This window comes from Ignavibacteria bacterium, assembly GCA_013177855.1.
GTDB lineage: Bacteria > Bacteroidota > Ignavibacteria > Ch128b > Ch128b > Ch128b.
Genome location: JABLYA010000001.1, coordinates 627,226 through 647,454, shown reverse-complemented (window position 1 = coordinate 647,454; position 20,229 = coordinate 627,226). Strand labels below are relative to the sequence as shown.

Here is a 20,229-nt window from a genome sequence, read left to right as displayed (position 1 = left end):
AATGAAAAGAAAATCTCGAAGAATATTCTTATTGATCTTATTACTAATAACTGCAGCTGCCAGTTATTATTTTGTAGAATATTCATACACAAGAGAAATGAAAAAATTAAATGAACAGAGCAAGTCTCAGACCAACGAACTTCTAAGTAATAAATCTCCTGATGAAGTAATTTATGAGCTCGAACAAAAGATTGATTCACTTTCGTCATTTATAAAAGTTACGGATAAAATTATTCCTTACTATCCTTCGCAGGTAGATGCATATAGTAAAATCCTAAGCAAAATCAATCTTCTTGAAAATCGTCTGGATATTAACATTGATCGAGTTTCTACCGAAGAAAAACCACCTTTGAGAATCGATAGATTTAAGATTACTGGGAGCGGTAAATTCAGAGATCTATTTTCTTTGATGAACTTGTTTGAAAGTTCACCAGAGATTTACAGACTTCATTTGAATGAAATCAGGCAGACATATGAACCTGATAAATCAGGGAAATTAGAGGAAAAAGTAGTTTTTACATTTCATATTGAAAATCTTTATACAACTTCACCTGAATTTAATCTGGATACTTTAATCCAGAGAAAAGATCAAAAGTTTTTGACCTATGTTTCAGATTATTTTGAATCATTAATCAAATTAGACATTCCACCAAACGATCAAGGATTATTTGAAGTTGAAGGTGCAAAGTTACTTGCCATTATGCCTGATGCAGTTTATTTAATTGATAAAAAGGGTAATTCATACACACTAATGGAAGGTGATGAAGTTTATCTTGGATACTTAACGAAAATAAATTATGATCAACACAATTGTCAATTTCTCTTAAACAAAGGTGGAATACTTGAACGAGTTACATTAGTTCTTGAAGATAAGGAGCAAAAAAAATGAAAAAGATTTTGATATTAGTTTTATTTTTCTCATTAAGCATCTCAGCTCAAAGCTATCGAAGTTTGAAAGCGATGCTTTCACAGGATTCTGAAAATTTAGTTACAATTTCTAAAACAGCAAGTGTTGATCAGGCAATCGATGTTTTGAGCAGGATAAGTAAACAAGTTATTAATAAAGTGATTATACTTGATCAAAATATGCCGGTACCAGTTGGAATTGAAATCACAAATCTCAACTGGTATAAAGCACTTGAAATAATTGCCAAGTTACATAACCTTGAATTAGTTGAAAAAGAAGATTTTATCAAATTAGTTCCTCAGCAAAAATTTTCTGAGGCAGAAATACCGGACATTTTAAAAGGTGTCGATTTTAGAACCAGGGAAGTAACCATTTCAGCAGTATTTTTTGAACTCGATGTAAACAAAGCAAAAGAAAGAGGAATCAACTGGCGAACGCTATTCTCAAAAGGTGGTGCCGATGTCGGAATAAGATTCGGAGAAACTTCTAATGAAATATTCGATTGGAATTCAACAACTGATTCACGAGCACTTGATATTGGAATTCGAGGAGATGTAAATGTCTTTGGTTCAATTGCTAAAGCTACATCATTATTCAATTTCCTTGAGTCCAATCAATTAGGTGAAGTTATCGCAAGTCCACAAATTACAGTAAGAGACAGAGTTAAAGGGGAAATTCAGGTTGGTTCAGATTTTTCAACCAGAGAAAAAGATTTTGCAGGAAATACTATCGAAAGATTTTACAGCACAGGAACAATTATTAGAGTCACACCTTATGTTTTAAACGAGAATGGTAAAGACTACATCTTGCTCGATCTAAACGTTGAAAGAAGTTCAGCAATTCCTGGACAAATTTCTACCGAGGTCAAAAGAACAAAAGCCAACACAAATGTTTTACTACTTGACGGAGAAGAAACTATAATTGGTGGATTATTTATTAATGAAGACAAAAAAGAACGTACTGGTATTCCTTTCTTAAAAGATTTGCCCTGGTGGGTTTTTGGAATTAAATATCTTGCTGGAAGGGATGTAGTAACTTCAGCACGTAAGGAATTAATTATTGTTTTAAAGGCTAAGCTAAATCCATCACTTTACGAGAGGGTGGTTTCGAGAGAAAAGGATTTAATTAGAAACAAGATCGAAGATTATGATCAACAAATTGAAAAAATTAAATCACAAATAAAATCAAAATGAACTCGAGTCAACTTATTATACTTATTGCATCATTAATCTTGCTTTCAACAATTATAATTTTGACTAATCGAGCTAACATAGAAACAAAAGATGAAAAAATTGAAGCAAGAAACTTGTACCATTCAGTAAACGAAGCAAAAAATCTTTTCGAAGAAATGAGATCAAAAATTTTCGACGAAAAACTTATTTCAATGACTTCAATCAATCGAGATAGTTTAACAAATACTTCAATGCTCGGTCCAGATAATGAAATTTATCCCGAATACGATGATATCGATGATTATAACGGCTATTCGAGAGAGTTAAATCTGGAAAACAGTAAATTTTATACTCTACAAGTCACTGTAAATTATGTAAAAGAAGATAATCCAGATATCATAAGCTCGAGCCCAACTTTTTATAAATTAGTAACTATAAAGTGCTTTGGGCAAAATCAAGCAAAGAAATTTGAACTCAAACAAATTTTTTCTGTCTGGTAATGAATCATCCAATTTACCTATTAATAAGCATAGTAATTGGCACATCGATTATTTTGATACTAACAAGAACTACAGTTTTTATAAACGAAAGCCAGCAGGAAGAATTACAAGAAGAAAAAGTTTTACAAAATTTTATAACAACTCAACAGATATTGGAGTATTACTTAAAGAAAATCGGTTTCAGGTCACCTGTGAATCCCATAATTGAGGCTGATTCTTTAAAAATAAAATTTTACTGTGATGAAGATGGAGATGGTTTGGTAGATTCTCTTGAAATAAGAATAGGTGAGTTGGCAGAAAATTCTCAAAATCCTTCGGATTATAAATTAATATTAGTAAAAAATAGTAATGAACAAACGATTTCGCCTTATGGAGTGACAAAATTTAAATTTGATTATCTGGATGTAAATGGTATTCCTACTAATGAAAAATTATTTATAAGATTCATCATTGTCTCTTTGAGAATTGAATCTGAGTATCCCGTTAATGGATGCTATTTATTTTTTGAAGATAAATTTATTGTTAGACCCAAAAATATAGGTTAAATGTGGGGAATAAAGTCTTAATAATAACTTCTGCTACTTTGTTGCTGATTATTTTCGTCGTTTTAAATTTAAGAGGTAGTTCAACCCGAATTACTGATCGGGTAATTTCTGCATTTAATATTGAGCAAGCCAAATACATTGCAAATTCAGCTTTGAATATCACACTAAATAAACTCAGATTAAACAAAAAATTGAGAGGTAATTTTAATGATAATTTATTGCTTGGAGGATCTTACAATGTTTCTATCAAAGGAACGGACACAGTTCTAATTTCTGTAAACGCAAATTATATGAAACAGAAAGCTAATGCTTCTGTGATAACAATATGGAATATAATCACTTTACCAAAAATCAATGCTGCTATGAGTATTTCATCTTCGAATATTGATATTTCGCTTCATGGGAATATTTTGATTAGCGGCATTGATAAAAATTCCGATGGAACTCCAGGAACATCCCAGCCAGTGAGTGGAATATCGGTGGAAAATATTAATGATAGTATAAGGATAGTCAATGGGATCCCAAATAATGTAAAACCACAGATAATTGGTTCAACTCCATCTCCAAGTGTTTTGGTAAATCAAAATTCACAAAACCTTAGTGAGTTAATAAATCAGTATATACAATCCGCTGATATTATATTACCTTCAGGAACATATTCAACAGGTACAATCCTGGGCACGCCGGAAGAACCTAAAATTACTTTTATTTCGGGTAATGCGAATTTTGCAGGGAATGCATCGGGCGCTGGTATTTTAATAATTTATGGGGATATGAGTTGTGCTGGTAATTTTAGTTATCAGGGATTAGTTATCGTTTATGGTAATACTCAAATTTCTGCATCTGCTTCGGGAAACTCTGCAATATATGGCGGAATGCTGGTAGTTGGTCCAAGCGTGGATATTTCTGCAACAGGTTCTGCCGTCATAAATTATAGTTCAAGGGCTATCAATAATATTCAGCAAAAGCTTAAATCTTCAAAATTTATCGTATCTAACTGGGTAGATTGGTAATTTTTGAATTTAATTTTTCACCTTTCTCTAATTTTCAATGAATTGAGTTTATTCAAACCATCAATTAATTTGCAATAAAAATATTTAATTATTAGTGAGGGCTTCGAAGAATTATGGAAATAAATTTGAACGACAAAATTTTGGTAACGGAAGATAAAACAAATCATAAGCATCAAACATTTCATATTCCTTGTTATTTCTTTGATATTCTTCCAGATATTAGTTTTGTCATCGACCAATCAATGTCTATACTTCACTGTAACAAAGCTGCATCCGAGTTTTTTCTTTCCTCAAAACAAGAAATTGTAAATAAAAACTTTATTGATTTTATAAGTGAAGATAAAAGAGACGAGTTTGCTAAAGTCTTTAATAAATCTATTAAAGAAGGAATAAATCAAGAGATTGAGACAATTTTTGTTGCTGGTGAAAATAAGAAATTTGTGCAAGTTATTCTTGCACCTTTCTTCCAGGTTAACCACTCAAATAATCAAAGCGATACTAGATTATGTTTTGTATTTGCGCGAGATATTTCTATTCAAAAAAAGAAAGAACTTGATTTAGTCAGATTCGCAAATGTAGCTGAGTATACTGTCAATCCGCTGGAAATTACTGATATCGAGGGAAAAATAATTTATGTCAATCCAGCGTTTGAAAGATCAAGTGGCTACACAAGAGAAGAATTAATTGGTAAAAATCCTAATATCTTTAGTTCACACAAACATTCAAAAGAATTCTGGAGAAATATGTGGGATACGATTAAGCAGGGCAAGGTCTGGATTGGTGAAGTTGTTAATAAAAGAAAAGATGGAACTCTTTTTTATACTGATTTATTAGTATCACCAATAATTGATGAGAATGGGAAACTAATTGGCTACTTTGGAATTCATCGCGATAAAACAGAACAGAAAAAACTCGAACAGCAATTAATTCATGCTCAGAAAATGGAAAGTATGGGTTTACTTGCTTCAGGTCTTGCTCACGAAGTCGGTAATCCTCTTGCTTCCATATCTTCTCTTGTTCAAGTCATTCAACGAACTAATAAAGATGAATTTACAAATCAAAAGCTTGAATTAATTAAAAGTCAGATAAATCGTATCTCCAAGATAATCAGAGACCTTGTCAATTTTTCCCGTCAATCTACCTATGAACTTCAATCAACAGAAATTAACAAAGTTTTAAAATCTGCAATAGAGATCGCAAGGGTCAGTAAAAAAGCAAAAGGAATAAATTTTGTTGAGGAATACGGTTCGAATATTCCAATTCTTTATCTTGTCCCAGATCAATTGCAGCAGGTTTTCTTAAACATTTTAATCAACGCTATTGATGCTCTTTGCATTGATGCAGATCGAATGATTTATTTTAATCCTAATCCACAAATTGTTGCAAAAACTTATCGTGATGAGAATAAAGTTTATATTTCAATTTCAGATAATGGAATTGGAATGTCTGAATCAACAATGGAAAAAATTTTCGATCCATTCTACACAACTAAAAAAGTGGGTGAAGGAACTGGCTTAGGATTGTGGGTTAGTTATAATATTATAAAAAGCTTTCAGGGCGAGATTAGAGTAAATAGTACTGAAGGCGAAGGCTCAACGTTTACAATCGTTTTACCAATTAATATTGAAACATGGAATAAACTATGAAAGCAAGAATTTTAATCGTAGACGATGAAGAAATTTTAAGAGAAAACATTGCATTAATTTTAAGACAGGAAGGCTACGAAGTTGATGAAGCATCGAACGGTGAAGAGGCTTATGAAAAGTATTTAAATAATAAATATGATTTGCTGATCTCTGATATAGAAATGCCAAAAATGAAGGGAATAGAGCTTTTAGAAAAAGTTTCCAAAATAGATCCTCAGTTGTTATCGATTTTTATCACAGCCTATGGTTCACTCGAAACGGCAATCGCAGCATTAAGATTAGGCGCCAGCGATTACATCCTTAAACCCATTGATTTCGATGAATTGATCTTAAAGATTAAAAGACTGCTCGATTACAAACAGTTAGTGATCGAGAATCAACTTTATCGCCGCGAATTACAAAAGCAATATTCTTTTGATAATATCATTGGTAAGAGTCCCGCAATGCAAAGAGTGTTTGAGATGATAAAGTCAGTTGCAGGGACAAATAGCAGTGTTCTGATTACAGGTAATAGCGGTACAGGTAAAGAACTTGTTAGCAGAGCAATTCATTATAATGGTCCAAGGAAAGATAAACCATTCATCGTGGTAAACTGTGGCGCAATACCTGAAACATTAATTGAAAGTGAATTATTTGGACACAAAAAAGGCTCTTTCACAGGTGCCATTAGAGATAAAGAAGGATATTTTCAGGCTGCAGATGGTGGAACATTATTTTTAGATGAGATTAGTGAAATGCCTCTTCAATCTCAGGTAAGATTATTGCGGGCGATCGAACAAAAAGAAATTATTCCTGTCGGTTCATCAACACCAATTCCCGTTGACGTTAGAATTATATCAGCTACTAATAAAGATTTATACGAAGAAGTGGAAGCAGGAAGATTTCGAAGAGATCTTTATTATAGATTAAATGTTGTTGAAATTCATTTGCCATCTTTAAGTGAAAGAGTTGAAGACATCCCTCTACTTGTTGAATTTTTCCTTGATAAATATCGTAAAGAGATGAATAAAAATATTAAAGGCGTCGATGCAGATGCAATGAAAGCCTTAATTAATTACACCTGGAAAGGTGAAGTACGCGAACTTGAGAATGTTATTGAACGAGCTGTTATTTTTTGTAAGGGAGATTACATTACTTTAAATGAATTGCCTTCATACATAAATAATCTGACGCAGTCTAATGGTTCTATAAGTACGTTTAAAACTCTTGATATCGCTATAAACGAGTTTGAAAAAGATTACATTCAAAAAGCTCTTGCTCAGAATGATTATGACAAAGAAAAAACCGCACGAATGCTTGGCATCAGCACAGCTACATTGTACAGGAGAATTAAGGAATTGAAAATACTCGCGTAAATTTCATTTGTGATATTTTTTTATTATTTAATTTTCACTATTGAGAATATCTAGCTTAATTTTGGGCAATAAAATTTACTATCATAAACCAATTCTTAAAAATTCTTAAAAATTCTTTGTTTAAAATCCTGATTGAACTGGAAATAAGAAAATATCGAAATATTTTTTGTGGCATAATGATTGAAATTTATTTCTTATATGGAAGGTAAAGTTCAAATAGAAAATTCAAACTCCGAAAGTAAAAAAAATTTATATCGAAGAATTAAGATTGTTCTTTATTCAGAAGATTTTGACTTCGCTCAAAGTTTCTCACTTTATTTCAGAAAAGATTTTCAAAAAATAGTGACTGTAAACGATAGAGAAACTTTTCTCCAGATTGTTAAAACGCTTCAACCCGAAATAATTGTAATTGATATTACCTTAAATGTATCAACTTTAAAACTGATCGAAGAAGTCAGATCTACAAGTTCGAATTCTAAGATTTTTGTATTTACATCTCACCCTATTATTCATCAAGAGCTTGTAAATCAAGTTCAAAAACAAGTCGATAAAGTCTTTTACCAACCAATTGATCTTGTTGAATTCAACCAGGTCTTAAATTTCTACACCGCAGATTGATTTCAACAATTGATATCTAAAATTCTCAATTTTGAAAATAAGTTTTCAAATTTTTCGATTCTGAGAGATAAAACTTAATAATTATCAAATAAATCAAGATTTTTTAAAAGTTTTATAGGCATAATAATTGAAATTATTTGGAGAATTTTTTGCATTTTTATTTAAAAAAGACAATAGTTACTTTCAAAAAAAATTGACATCCAAAAAATTTTTAAAGGAAGGGTAAAATGGAAAGAAAAAAAGTCACAATTGATGGAAATGAAGCTGCAGCGTATATAGCTTATCATACAAATGAAGTAATAGCAATTTATCCAATTACACCTTCATCACCAATGGGTGAATGGTGTGATGCCTGGGCAGCTGAGGGCAAAAAAAATATCTGGGGTGATGTACCGATTGTTAGTGAGCTTCAAAGTGAAGGTGGCGCATCTGGAAGCGTCCATGGTGCTTTGCAAAGTGGTGCTCTAACAACCACTTTCACTGCATCACAAGGTTTACTTTTAATGATACCAAATATGTTTAAGATTGCTGGAGAATTAACTTCCACAGTTTTTCATGTTTCAGCTCGTTCAATTGCTGCACAGGCTCTATCGATTTTTGGTGATCATTCAGATGTTATGGCAACCCGCTCTACAGGTTTTGCGTTGCTTGCATCAAATTCAGTTCAGGAAGTAATGGATTTTGCTTTAATTGCCCAAGCAGCGACATTAGAGGCAAGAGTTCCATTCTTACATTTCTTTGATGGTTTCAGAACTTCCCATGAAGTGATGAAAGTTGAACAGCTCACCATCGAAGATATGAAGTATATGATTGATGATGATCTGGTTATCGCACACAGAATGAGAGCTTTGAATCCAGAAAGACCATTTATTAGAGGCACTGCTCAAAACCCTGATGTTTATTTCCAGGGAAGAGAAACTGTAAATCCATTTTATCTGAAATGCCCTGAAATCGTTCAAAAGCAGATGGATAAATTTGCGAAGTTAACTGGCAGACAATATCATTTGTTTGATTATTTTGGTGCACCCGATGCAGAGAGAGTAATTGTTCTTATGGGTTCTGGTGCGCAGACAGTTGAAGAAACAGTTGAATATTTAATGGATAAAGGTGAAAAAGTTGGAGTTGTAAAAGTAAGATTATATAGACCATTCTCAGTAGATCATTTTATTCAAGCTTTACCAAAAACTGTCAAAGCAATTGCCGTTCTTGATCGAACCAAAGAACCAGGTTCAGCAGGTGAGCCGCTTTATCTCGATGTTGTCAATGCTTTGACTGAAAAATTCAACAACGATGAACTGCCATTCAGATTGCCAAAAATTATTGGTGGCCGTTATGGACTTTCTTCCAAAGAATTTACTCCTTCGATGGTTATCTCAATCTTCAATGAATTAAGTAAATCAAAACCCAAAAATCATTTCACAATCGGTATTGTTGATGATGTCTTGAATACAAGTCTTGAATTTGATCCTAAGTTAAACATTGAACCTAAAGAAACGATTCGTTGCAAATTTTATGGGCTTGGTGCTGATGGAACAGTTGGAGCTAACAAGAACTCAATTAAAATAATTGGTGAAGGAACTGATTATTACGCTCAAGGATATTTCGTTTATGATTCTAAGAAATCAGGTTCCACAACAGTTTCTCATTTAAGATTTGGTCCCAAACCAATTAAATCAGAATATTTAATTACATCGGCCAATTTTATTGCATGCCATCAGCAGGTATTCCTTGATAAATTCGATATGCTTGATGATGCTGAAGAAGGTGCAGTATTTCTTTTGAATACACAGGTGCCTCCCGATCAAGTCTGGGATTCACTCCCCGAAAAAGCACAGAGAGATTTGATTAATAAGAAGATGAAACTTTATGTAATTGATGCCTATAAAGTCGCTCGTGAAACTGGTATGGGTGTAAGGATCAATACAATTATGCAAACATGTTTCTTTGCAATTTCAAATATATTTCCAAAGGAACAGTCAATTGCCTTGATAAAAGATGCAATCAAGAAAACTTATGGTGCAAAGGGTGAGAAAGTTGTTCAGATGAACTTTGAGGCAGTTGATAAGACTCTTGATAATCTCTTTGAGGTTCCAATTCCTGATAAAATTACAAGTACCAAGCAATTACAACCGCCAGTCACAGATGATGCCCCTGAATTTGTTAAAGATGTTTTAGGAAAAATCATTGCAGGTAAAGGAGATTTAATTCCAGTTAGCAAAATGCCAGTCGATGGTACTTTTCCCTCTGGTACGGCTCGATATGAAAAAAGAAATATTGCTTTGGAAGTTCCAGTCTGGGATCCTGAAGTTTGTATTCAATGCAATAAATGTGTGATTGTATGTCCACATGCAACTATTAGAGCTAAAGTATATGAAGAAGAATATATCAAGAATGCACCGCCAACCTTTAAATACACAAAGTTCAAATCCAAGGAATACGGTGAAAATCTTTATTATACATTACAGGTTGCTGTAGAAGATTGTACAGGTTGTTCACTTTGTGTTGAGGTATGTCCAGCAAAGAATAAGAAAGAAACAAGACTCAAAGCAATCAATATGCAGCCTCAACTGCCATTAAGAGAACAGGAAAGAGTCAATTGGAATTACTTCTTGAGCATTCTAGAGCTTGATAGAAGAAAAGTTAAAGTAGAAAATGTAAAAGATTCGCAATTCCTTGAACCATTGTTTGAATTCTCTGGTGCCTGTGCTGGCTGCGGTGAAACTCCTTATGTGAAATTAGTTTCACAACTTTTTGGTGATCGTGCAATTATTGCAAACGCAACTGGTTGTTCATCTATTTACGGTGGTAATTTACCAACCACACCTTGGAGCTACAATAAAGATGGTCGAGGACCTGCCTGGTCTAATTCACTATTTGAAGATAATGCTGAATTTGGATATGGTTTCAGACTTGCAATTGATAAGCACAATCAATTTGCAAAATATCTTTTAAAGAAGATGGCTTCTGAAATTGGTGAAAAATTAGTCGATGAAATTTTAAATGCAAATCAAAAGGATGAAGCTGGAATTTACGAACAAAGATTGCGCGTCGAAGAATTGAAAAAACGCTTAGCTGAAGTTAAAAATGCAGATCCAAATGATGTCAAACATTTGCTTGCAATTGCAGATTATCTCGTAAAGAAATCTGTGTGGATAATAGGTGGTGATGGCTGGGCTTATGATATTGGTTATGGTGGATTGGATCATGTCTTAGCTTCAGGAAGAGATGTAAATATTTTAGTTCTTGATACAGAAGTTTATTCAAATACTGGCGGACAGATGTCTAAGTCTACACCTAAAGGAGCAGTTGCAAGATTTGCAATGGGCGGTAAACCAACTGCTAAAAAAGATTTGGGTCTAATGGCTTTGACTTATGGTAATGTCTATGTTGCAAAAGTCGCAATGGGCGCCAATGATGCTCATACAGTTCGAGCTTTCCTTGAAGCCGAAGCTTATGAAGGTCCGTCATTAATCATTGCTTACAGCCATTGCATTGCTCATGGTATTGATATGGAAAAAGGAATGTATCAACAAAAATTAGCTGTTGATTCTGGCTACTGGCAGTTGTATCGTTACAATCCTGATTTAATTAAAGAAGGTAAGAATCCATTTAGGTTTGATTCTAAAGGAATTAAAATTCCATTTAAAGAATATGCTTACAACGAGACCCGTTATAAAATGTTGACTAAGTCTCATCCTGATGTTGCTGAAAAGTTGATGAAAGAAGCTCAGAAAGAAATTGAAATCCGTTATCGTCAGTATGAAGAGTTAGCGAATTCAAAGATTTATGAAATGTTCTTTAATGCACATAATGGCAATGGCCATAATGGTAAAGATAAAAACTGAGATTTGATATCAGTTAAGTTTTGAAAATTTGAGAATAATTTATCGTTAAGATGTCAGCTCGTTGATAGGCGAGCTGACATCAAGATTAAATTAGATTTTGAAGTGTAATTTGAAATAAATTTTAGTGAGGAATTTAATATGGATTTATCCACAACATATCTTGGATTGAAATTAAAAAATCCTGTGATGCCTTCAGCAAGCCCCTTGTCTAAAGATCTTGGAAAAGTAAAAAAGTTAGAAGATGCAGGTGCTTCAGCAATTGTCTTATGGTCACTCTTTGAAGAAGAAATTGAATCAGAACAGCTTGAATTGCATTACCGAACTACAATTCATTCGGAAAGTTATGCTGAGGCATTAAGTTATTTCCCTGAATTTAGTGAATATAAAATTGGCCCTGAATATTATCTTGAACAGATAAGAAAAATTAAAGAATCGGTGAATATACCCGTAATAGCCAGCTTGAATGGAAAGTCTCTGGGAGGCTGGACAGATTACGCGAAGAAAATTGAAGAAGCCGGCGCTGATGCTCTTGAATTAAATATTTATTTTCTTGCAACAGATCCAACAAAAAGTTCAAATGAGATTGATCAACTTTATATAGAAATTGTAAAAGAAGTCCGAAAAGTAGTTAAAATTCCAATTGCGGTTAAACTTAGTCCTTACTTTAGCTCAACCGCATGGATAGCGAACGAATTAACAAAAGCTGGTGCAAATGGTTTGATTCTCTTCAATCGTTTCTATCAACCGGATATTGATCTTGAAAATTTGGAAGTTGTGCCTAATGTAATTTTAAGTACTCCTTTTGCAAATAGATTACCTTTAAGATGGATTGCGATTTTATATGGCAGGATAAATGCAGATCTTGCAGCAACAGGTGGAATTGCTTCAGCAGAAGATGTGATAAAAATGATTATGGCTGGTGCGAGCGTTACTCAAATGTTTTCAGCTTTGATTAAATATGGTGAGAATCATATTGCTAAAGTACTTGACGATATGAAAAAATGGATGGAAGAACATGAATATGAATCCGTCGAACAAATGAAAGGAAGCATGAGTCATAAATCAGTTAGTAATCCAGCTGCATTTGAACGTGCAAACTATATGAAAATTCTGCAAACCTTTGATCCAGATAAGTTGAAATACTAAGAAAAGAATTAATTTTATTTTTGTGATGGATTTTTATTTTAAATTAATTATTGAACAAACAAAAAAAATTAGTCATTGAAATCTGATGAGAATTAAAATCAGTTGATGAATGAAGCAAAAACCAAAAACACAGGTTCTGGTTAGGTTAAAAAAAGAGAGAATCTTAGAAAAGATTCTAGTTCCGACAGATTTATCTCCACTTTCTTTGATTGCTCTTGAATATGCAAATTCAATAGCAGAGACTTACGATGCAAAAGTTTATCTGGTTTATGTTTGTGAGCAGGTTCCATCAGAAAAAAAGCAAAAAAAATTCCCAGAGATTAAAGAAAAATTCAAAGAATTGAAGAAAAACATTAGAGAGCAATTGAAGAATATCGCAATTGAGAAATTAAATCTTGTTGAAGAAGTTGAAATTGTAGTCTTGCAGGGAAACCCTTATAAAGAAATTTTAAAATTTGTCATTGAACATGGAATTGGTCTTGTAGTGGTTGCTTCTCATGGAAGAACAGGTTTTTCTCATTTATTGATGGGAAGTGTAGCAGAAAAAATTGTCAGATATTCTCCAGTTCCAGTTTTAACTGTTAAACCAGAAGAATTCACTTCATCTTTCTTAACAAGGGAAGATGTGGAAAAAGAATTACATTTAAAATATAAACCAGATGACTTTTTTGAATTCTAATAAAAAATCTATAGGGAGAGGAAAAAGCTGCATGAGAAGAAAAATAACTTACTCCTTCATTCTTCTGCTCTTATTCTTTTTTAACAATTCAATTCTATTTGCACAAACGGATGAAGATTGTCTTTCCTGTCATAGTGATAATGAACTCACAATGGAACGCAACGGAAAGACGATTTCTCTTTTTGTAGATAAAACAATACTTGAGAACTCGCCTCATAAAAAGTTAAGTTGCGTATCCTGTCACAAAGGATTTAGCGCAGAAGAAATTCCACATAAAGAAAATATTGAACCGATAAAATGCTCAAGTTGTCATAAAGATGCGGCGGTCAAGCACCCATTCCATCCTAAGCTATTTAAAATGGGTGAAAAGTTTGATGATAAAGCGTTGAATTGCAAAGGTTGTCATGGAACACACAATGTTGTATCCCCAAAGAATAAAAAATCTATTTTTTATGTTTCGAATTTAACCGATGCCTGTGGAAATTGTCATAAAGATGTTAAGTCAGATTTTTCGAATTCCATCCACTTTAAGGCTTTGGTTGAAGAAAATCCGTTTGCTCCGAATTGTTTAACCTGTCATAAAGCAAAGATTTCAAAGACTTATTTAACTCAAGATACGCTGAAGACAAAGATTGCTCAGGAAAAATTGTGTCTTAATTGTCATTTAGAGAAGCCAGAAGTATCAAGTCTGGTTGCATCAAAAACAAGTTTTATTAAAGCCTATGAAAATAGTATTCATGGGCAGGCATTATTGAAAGGTAACTCTAAAGCAGCGAATTGCGTCGATTGTCACAGTTCTCACTTAATTATAAAATCTTCAGATGAAAAATCACCAGTTTCAAAATTTAATGTAGTTCAGACCTGCGGAAAATGTCATGATAAAATTGCAAAAGAATTCTCTGAAAGCATTCATGGTGTTGCTCTTCAAAGAAGGAATATGGATGCACCTACCTGCACAGATTGTCATGGAGAACATAATATATTAAGCCCCAATGATCCAAAAGCACCTGTTTCAATCAGAAATGTTTCCGTACAGGTTTGTGCCCCTTGCCATAGTTCTGTCAAATTAAGTGAAAGATATGGTTTAAATACCAAACAAGTTGCAACATTTTTTACAAGCTACCATGGACTTGCTATAAAAGGTGGAGATACAGAAGCTGCAAATTGTGCGAGCTGCCATGGATACCATAATATTAAGCCTTCTTCTGATTCAACATCAACCATTCATAAAGCAAATCTTGTAAAAACTTGCGGTAAGTGTCATCCTGGTGCGAATGAACGATTTGCAATGGGGAAAATTCATGTTGTGGAAACTGAAAAAGAAGAACCAATACTTTACTGGATCTCAACAATTTATATCATTCTTATTGCAACAATTATTGGTGGGATGCTGCTTCATAATATTTTAGACTTTATTAAGAGAGCAAAAAGGAAAAAAATGATTCAACGTGGCTTAATTAAACACGAATACCATGGACATTCATTGTATTTGAGAATGACGGTGAATGAACGAATACAGCATTTCCTCCTTCTTATAAGTTTCTTTACTCTCGTAATAACTGGATTTGCTTTAAGATTTCCTGATGCATGGTGGGTCAGACATTTAAGAGATTTAATTCCAGGATTCTTTGAATGGAGAAGTTTGTTACATCGAATTGCTGCTGTTGTAATGGTTGTCGATTCAATCTATCATATCTTCTATCTTGCTTTTACTGAAAGAGGAAGACAATTATTCAAAGATTTATTGCCAAATCTTAAAGATGTCAAAGATGCAATTGGGGTGTTTAAGTATAACATTGGATTATCTCCTGTCAAACCAAAACTCGATAGATTTAGTTATGCCGAAAAAGCAGAGTATTGGGCTTTAATCTGGGGAACTGTTGTGATGACTATTACTGGAATTATTATGTGGTTTGAAAATACTTTTATTGGAATATTTACAAAACTTGGTTATGATGTGGCTCGGACAATTCATTACTTTGAAGCATGGCTTGCGTTCTTATCAATCTTAGTATGGCATTTTTACTTTGTTCTGTTTAATCCCGATGTTTACCCGATGAGCCTTGCCTGGATTAAAGGTTATTTGACTGAAGAAGAAATGGCTGATGAACATCCACTCGAACTTGAAAGAATTAAAGCCCAACAACAAAAAGAAGAAAAAGAACAACAAGGAAATTCTTGAGAAAAAAAATTCGGGGAATGGTTTAATATCATTCCCCATTTTTATTGAAAGATATTTAATGCCAGTAAAGTATTAATACTAAATAAAGGTAGAGTTATGAAAAAAATTTTACCAAAAGTTTTTTATAATCCCGTTTCTCTGTTCGGCGGTTCTCTGGCAGTTGTTAGTTTTGGTTTAATTTTATTTTTAATGTTATTGGAACTACTAGCTAAAGAACAAAAACCTTATATGGGCATTATTGCTTTTGTAATTTTGCCAGCGTTCTTATTAATAGGAATAGCGATATTTTTCATTGGGGCTTTAAGAGAAAATCGAAGGATCAAGGCTGGAATCTCTAAAGAATTTGAATTCCCAGTTATTAATTTGAATGATCCACACCAAAGAAAAGCTGTTGTTTTCTTCTCGAGTGCTGGAATTTTACTTTTGCTATTCAGTGCATTTGGTAGTTATAAAGCTTATGAATATACAGATTCAGATGCGTTTTGTGGTGAGCTCTGTCACAGCGTTATGTCTCCAGAATATACAGCTTACAAAGTATCTCCACATTCAAGGGTTGGTTGTGTTAAATGTCACATAGGACCAGGTGCAGGATGGTTTGTAAGATCAAAACTTTCAGGTGCGTATCAGGTGTATGCAACAATTTTTAATAAGTATCCAAGACCAATTCCAACTCCAATTGAGAATCTAAGACCAGCTCAGGAGACCTGTGAACAATGTCATTGGCCCAAACACTTTTATAGTGAAAAACAAATTGTTAATGATTACTATGAAAGTGACGAAAAAAATACAAAATGGAATTTATATTTATTAATGAAAATCGGAGGAGGAAATGAAGAAGCTGGTCCTACTTCCGGAATTCACTGGCATATGAATATTAAAAATAAGATTACTTATTACGCACTTGATAAAGAAAGACAAATTATACCTTATATTGAAGTTGAACGACTTGATGGAACAAAGACAACTTACAAAAGCACTGAAATAAAATTTTCAAATGACGATCTGAAAAAAAGCAATTTCCAGGAGAATGGATTGCATTGATTGTCATAACCGACCAACTCATATTTATCATCCTCCTGCAAGATCAATAAATCATTTAATTTCTCAGGGAATGATAAATAGAAAACTTCCCTACATTAAAAGTATAGCTTTAGAGGCACTTGAACAAGATTATACAACAAAGCAAATAGCTCTCGATAGTATCTACCAGATTATTGATGAATTTTATTCTTTGAATTACCCGCAAGTTTATAAGACAATGAAGTCAGACATTCAACAGGCAATAGATCAAATCCAGAAGATCTATTCAAGAAATTACTTTCCTGAAATGAAAGTGAGCTGGAAAAATCATTTTGATAATATTGGTCATATGTATTATTTAGGTTGCTTCCGCTGTCACGATGGAAAGCATATCAGCAACGAAGGAAAGGTTTTAACTAAAGATTGTAATACCTGTCACACAATACTTTCTCAAAGTTTTGAAAATGAACCTGTAAGATTATCACTTCAGGGCTTAGAATACAAACATCCTGTCGATATTGGGCGAGATTGGATGGAAGTAAATTGTTCTGAATGTCATGGAAAAGGTAAAGATGTTTATGAGAATCGAGAACATCCAGAAATGATCTTGAGCAAAAAATAAAAGCTCATATTATTTTCAATTAATTGCTGATATTAAAACTTATGTTTAGTGATTGATAAAATTTCTAATCCTTCATAAGTTGCAATTGATGAGAGAGTTTTTTCAGATAAATAAATCGAGATCAATACCTCTTAAATTTCATTTCAGGCATCGGAATTATCTGCCTTCCCGCTACGAAAATGTCTTTTAAATAAAACTCTTTACTCTACTCTCGCATTTAATTTTTGAACCAAAAAAGGAGTAAAGTATGATTATTGGAATCCGCCGTGAAGATAAAAGTATTTGGGAACGAAGAACACCCCTTATCCCATCGGATGTAAAAGAATTAATCGAAAATCTTGGTATAAAAATTTTAGTACAACCGTCGGAAATTAGAATATTTAAAGACGAGGAATATCTCCAGGCTGGAGCAGAGATTTCGGAGGATCTTTCAAATGCTGAATTAATTTTCGGAGTAAAAGAAATTCCGCCAGAGAAAATTCTTCCAGAAAAAACTTATGTGTTTTTTGCACATGTAATTAAAGGCCAGAAGCATAATATGCCTATGCTTCAGAAACTAATGGATTTGAAATGCAATTTGATTGATTATGAAAGAATTGTTGATGAACAGGGCAGAAGATTGATTTTCTTTGGTAAATATGCAGGCTATGCTGGACTTGTTGAAACATTTTATGCATTAGGTAAGAAGTTAGATTTGATGGGAATTAATAATCCCTTCAATAAATTAAAACAGCCTTATGAGTATTCAAGTGTTGAAGAAGCGAAAGATGCTCTGAAAAGAATTGGTGAAGAAATTTCCGAAAAAGGTTTACCAGATGAAGTTTTGCCTTTAACTGTAGGTTTTGCAGGATATGGTAATGTATCAAAAGGTGCTCAAGAATTTTTTGATATCTTACCACATAAAGAGATTACTCCTGAGGCTCTTCTTGAAAATTATGAATCCCTAAGAAACGAAAAGCATCATTTAATCAAAATTGTTTTTAAGGAAAAAGATACAGTAAGAAGAAGAGAAGGTGAATTCAATCTTCAAGAATTTTTTACCAACCCCGAAAATTATCAGTCCGATTTTGAAAAATATTTACCAAACTTAAGAGTACTTCTTAATTGCATTTTCTGGACAGAAAAATATCCAAGACTGGTTACCAAAAAGTTTCTGCTCGCAAATCCTGAAATCAGCAAATCATTGTTAGTAATTGGAGATATAAGTTGCGATATCGAAGGAGCAATTGAGATTACTTACAAGGCTACTCAACCTGATAATCCTTGTTTTACTTTTAATCCATTTGAAAATAAATTTTATGATGATGTTCAAAAAGATGGAATAGTTGTGATGGCAGTAGACAATTTGCCCTGTGAATTCTCGCGAGAAGCTTCATCGGAATTTTCGAAAGTTTTAAAAAACTTTATCCCGCAGATTTTAAAAAATCATTTTGATAAAGATTTTTCTGAATTAAATCTTCCTTATCCGATTAAAAAAGCAATTATCCTTCATAAAGGTAAATTAACTGAAGAATACAAATACATCGAAAAATATTTAAAGGGAGAAAGACAATGAAAAAAATTTTAGTTCTTGGCGCTGGATTAGTCAGTCGTCCTGGAGTTCATTATTTATTGAATCAACCTGAACTCGAGGTGACAGTTGCTTCCCGCACAGTTAGCAAAGCGGAGGAATTAGTAAAAGGATTCCCAAATGGTAAAGCCAGACAGGTAAACGTTGAAGATCATGATGCGCTTGCTCAATTGATAAAAGAGAACGATATAATAATTAGTTTACTTCCCTGGATTCATCACATAAAAGTTGCTGAGCTTTGTGTTGAATTCGGTAAACATATGGTTACAACTTCTTATGTCAGCCCAGCAATGAGAGAACTTGATTCTAAAGTTAGAGAGAAAGGTTTATTGTTCTTGAATGAAATTGGAGTTGATCCTGGAATTGATCATATGTCTGCAATGAAAATTATTAACGAAGTCGAAAACGAAGGTGGAAAAGTTTTGCATTTTTATTCTTATTGTGGTGGACTACCAGCACCGCAGCATAATGACAATCCATTTGGATATAAGTTCAGCTGGAGCCCGAGAGGTGTTGTATTGGCTTCTCGAAATCCTGCAAGGTTTTTGGAGAATGGTAAAATAGTTGAAATTGATGGAAAAGATTTATTTAGAAATTATGTTGTAGAAGAAATTGAAGGTCTTGGGAAATTTGAAGTTTATCCAAACCGTGATTCTGTTCCTTACAAAGATTTGTATGGTTTGAAAGATGCACTGACAGTTAAAAGAGGAACATATCGTAATCTTGGCTGGTGCGATACTTTTTATGTTCTAAATCAACTCGGTTTCATTGATGAAACTACGAGAGATTTTGTCAATGGAAATACTTACAGAAACATTACAGCAAAAGTTCTTGGAGTAAGTCCTGAAAGCAATTTGAAGGAAGCTATCAAAGAAAAAGTTAAGATCGAAAAGATTGATGATGTAATTTATCGCTTTGAGTGGCTTGGTCTTTTCAGTGATGAAGTTGTTTCAAATGCAGATAATTTGCTCGATATGTTAAGCAATCGTTTGCAGGAAAAACTTGTATATAAACCTGGCGAAGTTGATATGCTTTTACTTAAACACACATTCATTGTAGAAAATAAAGACGGCTCAATGGATAAAATCACATCAACTCTAATTGATTTTGGAATTCCATACGGCGACACATCAATGGCAAGAACGGTAAGTCTTCCAATGGCAATTGCAGTTAAAATGATTGCAAATGGTCAGATAAATGAGATTGGTGTAAGAATTCCAAACACAAAAGATATTTACGAACCAGTCCTTGCTGAACTTGAAAAATTAAATATCAAGATGGTTGAAAAACGAGAAAAGATAAGTTGAGTTAATTTAATGTCGGGCTATTAAAGAGCCCGACATATTTTTATTTTAGTTTTTTAGGTCTGAGTAATTTAAAACGTTTCCTTCGATTAATTTACCATTCAA

At 33.2% G+C, this 20,229-nt stretch carries 16 protein-coding genes; all 16 read left to right on the top strand.

All coding sequences use genetic code 11. The features are described from left to right. Position 1 precedes the first annotated feature (1 nt). The 16 genes from HPY57_02795 (at position 2) to HPY57_02720 (ending at position 20,127) form a co-directional block, all read left to right on the top strand. Positions 2 to 889 (top strand): hypothetical protein, encoded by an 888-nt coding sequence (locus HPY57_02795; GenBank protein ID NPV10699.1) that lies wholly within the window; start codon positions 2 to 4, stop codon positions 887 to 889. After that, entirely contained in the window at positions 886 to 2,100 is a 1,215-nt protein-coding gene (locus HPY57_02790) for a hypothetical protein (GenBank protein NPV10698.1), read from the top strand. The genes HPY57_02795 and HPY57_02790 overlap by 4 nt, the downstream gene beginning before the upstream one ends. Continuing rightward, complete coding sequence (locus HPY57_02785; GenBank protein ID NPV10697.1) at positions 2,097 to 2,579, top strand: hypothetical protein; 483 nt, start codon at positions 2,097 to 2,099, stop codon at positions 2,577 to 2,579. The genes HPY57_02790 and HPY57_02785 overlap by 4 nt, the downstream gene beginning before the upstream one ends. Continuing rightward, positions 2,579 to 3,124 (top strand): hypothetical protein, encoded by a 546-nt coding sequence (locus tag HPY57_02780; protein ID NPV10696.1) that lies wholly within the window; start codon positions 2,579 to 2,581, stop codon positions 3,122 to 3,124. The genes HPY57_02785 and HPY57_02780 overlap by 1 nt, the downstream gene beginning before the upstream one ends. 2 nt (positions 3,125 to 3,126) lie before the next feature. After that, a complete protein-coding gene (locus tag HPY57_02775; protein NPV10695.1) occupies positions 3,127 to 4,137 on the top strand; it encodes a hypothetical protein in 1,011 nt (336 codons plus the stop codon). Between the two features lie 125 nt (positions 4,138 to 4,262). Then, a complete protein-coding gene (locus HPY57_02770) occupies positions 4,263 to 5,783 on the top strand; it encodes a PAS domain S-box protein (protein ID NPV10694.1) in 1,521 nt (506 codons plus the stop codon). After that, complete coding sequence (locus HPY57_02765) at positions 5,780 to 7,138, top strand: sigma-54-dependent Fis family transcriptional regulator (GenBank protein ID NPV10693.1); 1,359 nt, start codon at positions 5,780 to 5,782, stop codon at positions 7,136 to 7,138. The genes HPY57_02770 and HPY57_02765 overlap by 4 nt, the downstream gene beginning before the upstream one ends. A gap of 180 nt (positions 7,139 to 7,318) precedes the next feature. Then, positions 7,319 to 7,756: a hypothetical protein gene (locus HPY57_02760; protein ID NPV10692.1), complete on the top strand. Its 438-nt coding sequence runs from the start codon at positions 7,319 to 7,321 to the stop codon at positions 7,754 to 7,756. 227 nt (positions 7,757 to 7,983) lie between these two features. Then, positions 7,984 to 11,601: a pyruvate:ferredoxin (flavodoxin) oxidoreductase gene (gene nifJ, locus HPY57_02755; protein ID NPV10691.1), complete on the top strand. Its 3,618-nt coding sequence runs from the start codon at positions 7,984 to 7,986 to the stop codon at positions 11,599 to 11,601. A gap of 138 nt (positions 11,602 to 11,739) precedes the next feature. After that, the gene (locus tag HPY57_02750) at positions 11,740 to 12,747 is read left to right on the top strand and encodes a dihydroorotate dehydrogenase-like protein (GenBank protein NPV10690.1); all 1,008 of its coding nucleotides are present in this window, start codon (positions 11,740 to 11,742) and stop codon (positions 12,745 to 12,747) included. A gap of 109 nt (positions 12,748 to 12,856) precedes the next feature. Next, on the top strand, positions 12,857 to 13,426 hold the full coding sequence (locus HPY57_02745) for a universal stress protein (GenBank protein NPV10689.1): 570 nt from the start codon (positions 12,857 to 12,859) through the stop codon (positions 13,424 to 13,426). A 31-nt stretch (positions 13,427 to 13,457) separates the two neighbouring features. Then, entirely contained in the window at positions 13,458 to 15,608 is a 2,151-nt protein-coding gene (locus HPY57_02740) for a cytochrome B (GenBank protein NPV10688.1), read from the top strand. Positions 15,609 to 15,704: 96 nt separating this feature from the next. Further along, positions 15,705 to 16,649: a hypothetical protein gene (locus HPY57_02735; GenBank protein ID NPV10687.1), complete on the top strand. Its 945-nt coding sequence runs from the start codon at positions 15,705 to 15,707 to the stop codon at positions 16,647 to 16,649. After that, positions 16,636 to 17,250, top strand: coding sequence for a hypothetical protein (locus HPY57_02730; GenBank protein NPV10686.1), 615 nt, complete (start codon positions 16,636 to 16,638; stop codon positions 17,248 to 17,250). The genes HPY57_02735 and HPY57_02730 overlap by 14 nt, the downstream gene beginning before the upstream one ends. Before the next feature lie 247 nt (positions 17,251 to 17,497). Continuing rightward, complete coding sequence (locus HPY57_02725) at positions 17,498 to 18,805, top strand: hypothetical protein (GenBank protein NPV10685.1); 1,308 nt, start codon at positions 17,498 to 17,500, stop codon at positions 18,803 to 18,805. Next, positions 18,802 to 20,127 (top strand): saccharopine dehydrogenase, encoded by a 1,326-nt coding sequence (locus tag HPY57_02720; GenBank protein ID NPV10684.1) that lies wholly within the window; start codon positions 18,802 to 18,804, stop codon positions 20,125 to 20,127. Before HPY57_02725 ends, HPY57_02720 begins: the two co-directional genes overlap by 4 nt. Positions 20,128 to 20,229 lie beyond the last annotated feature (102 nt).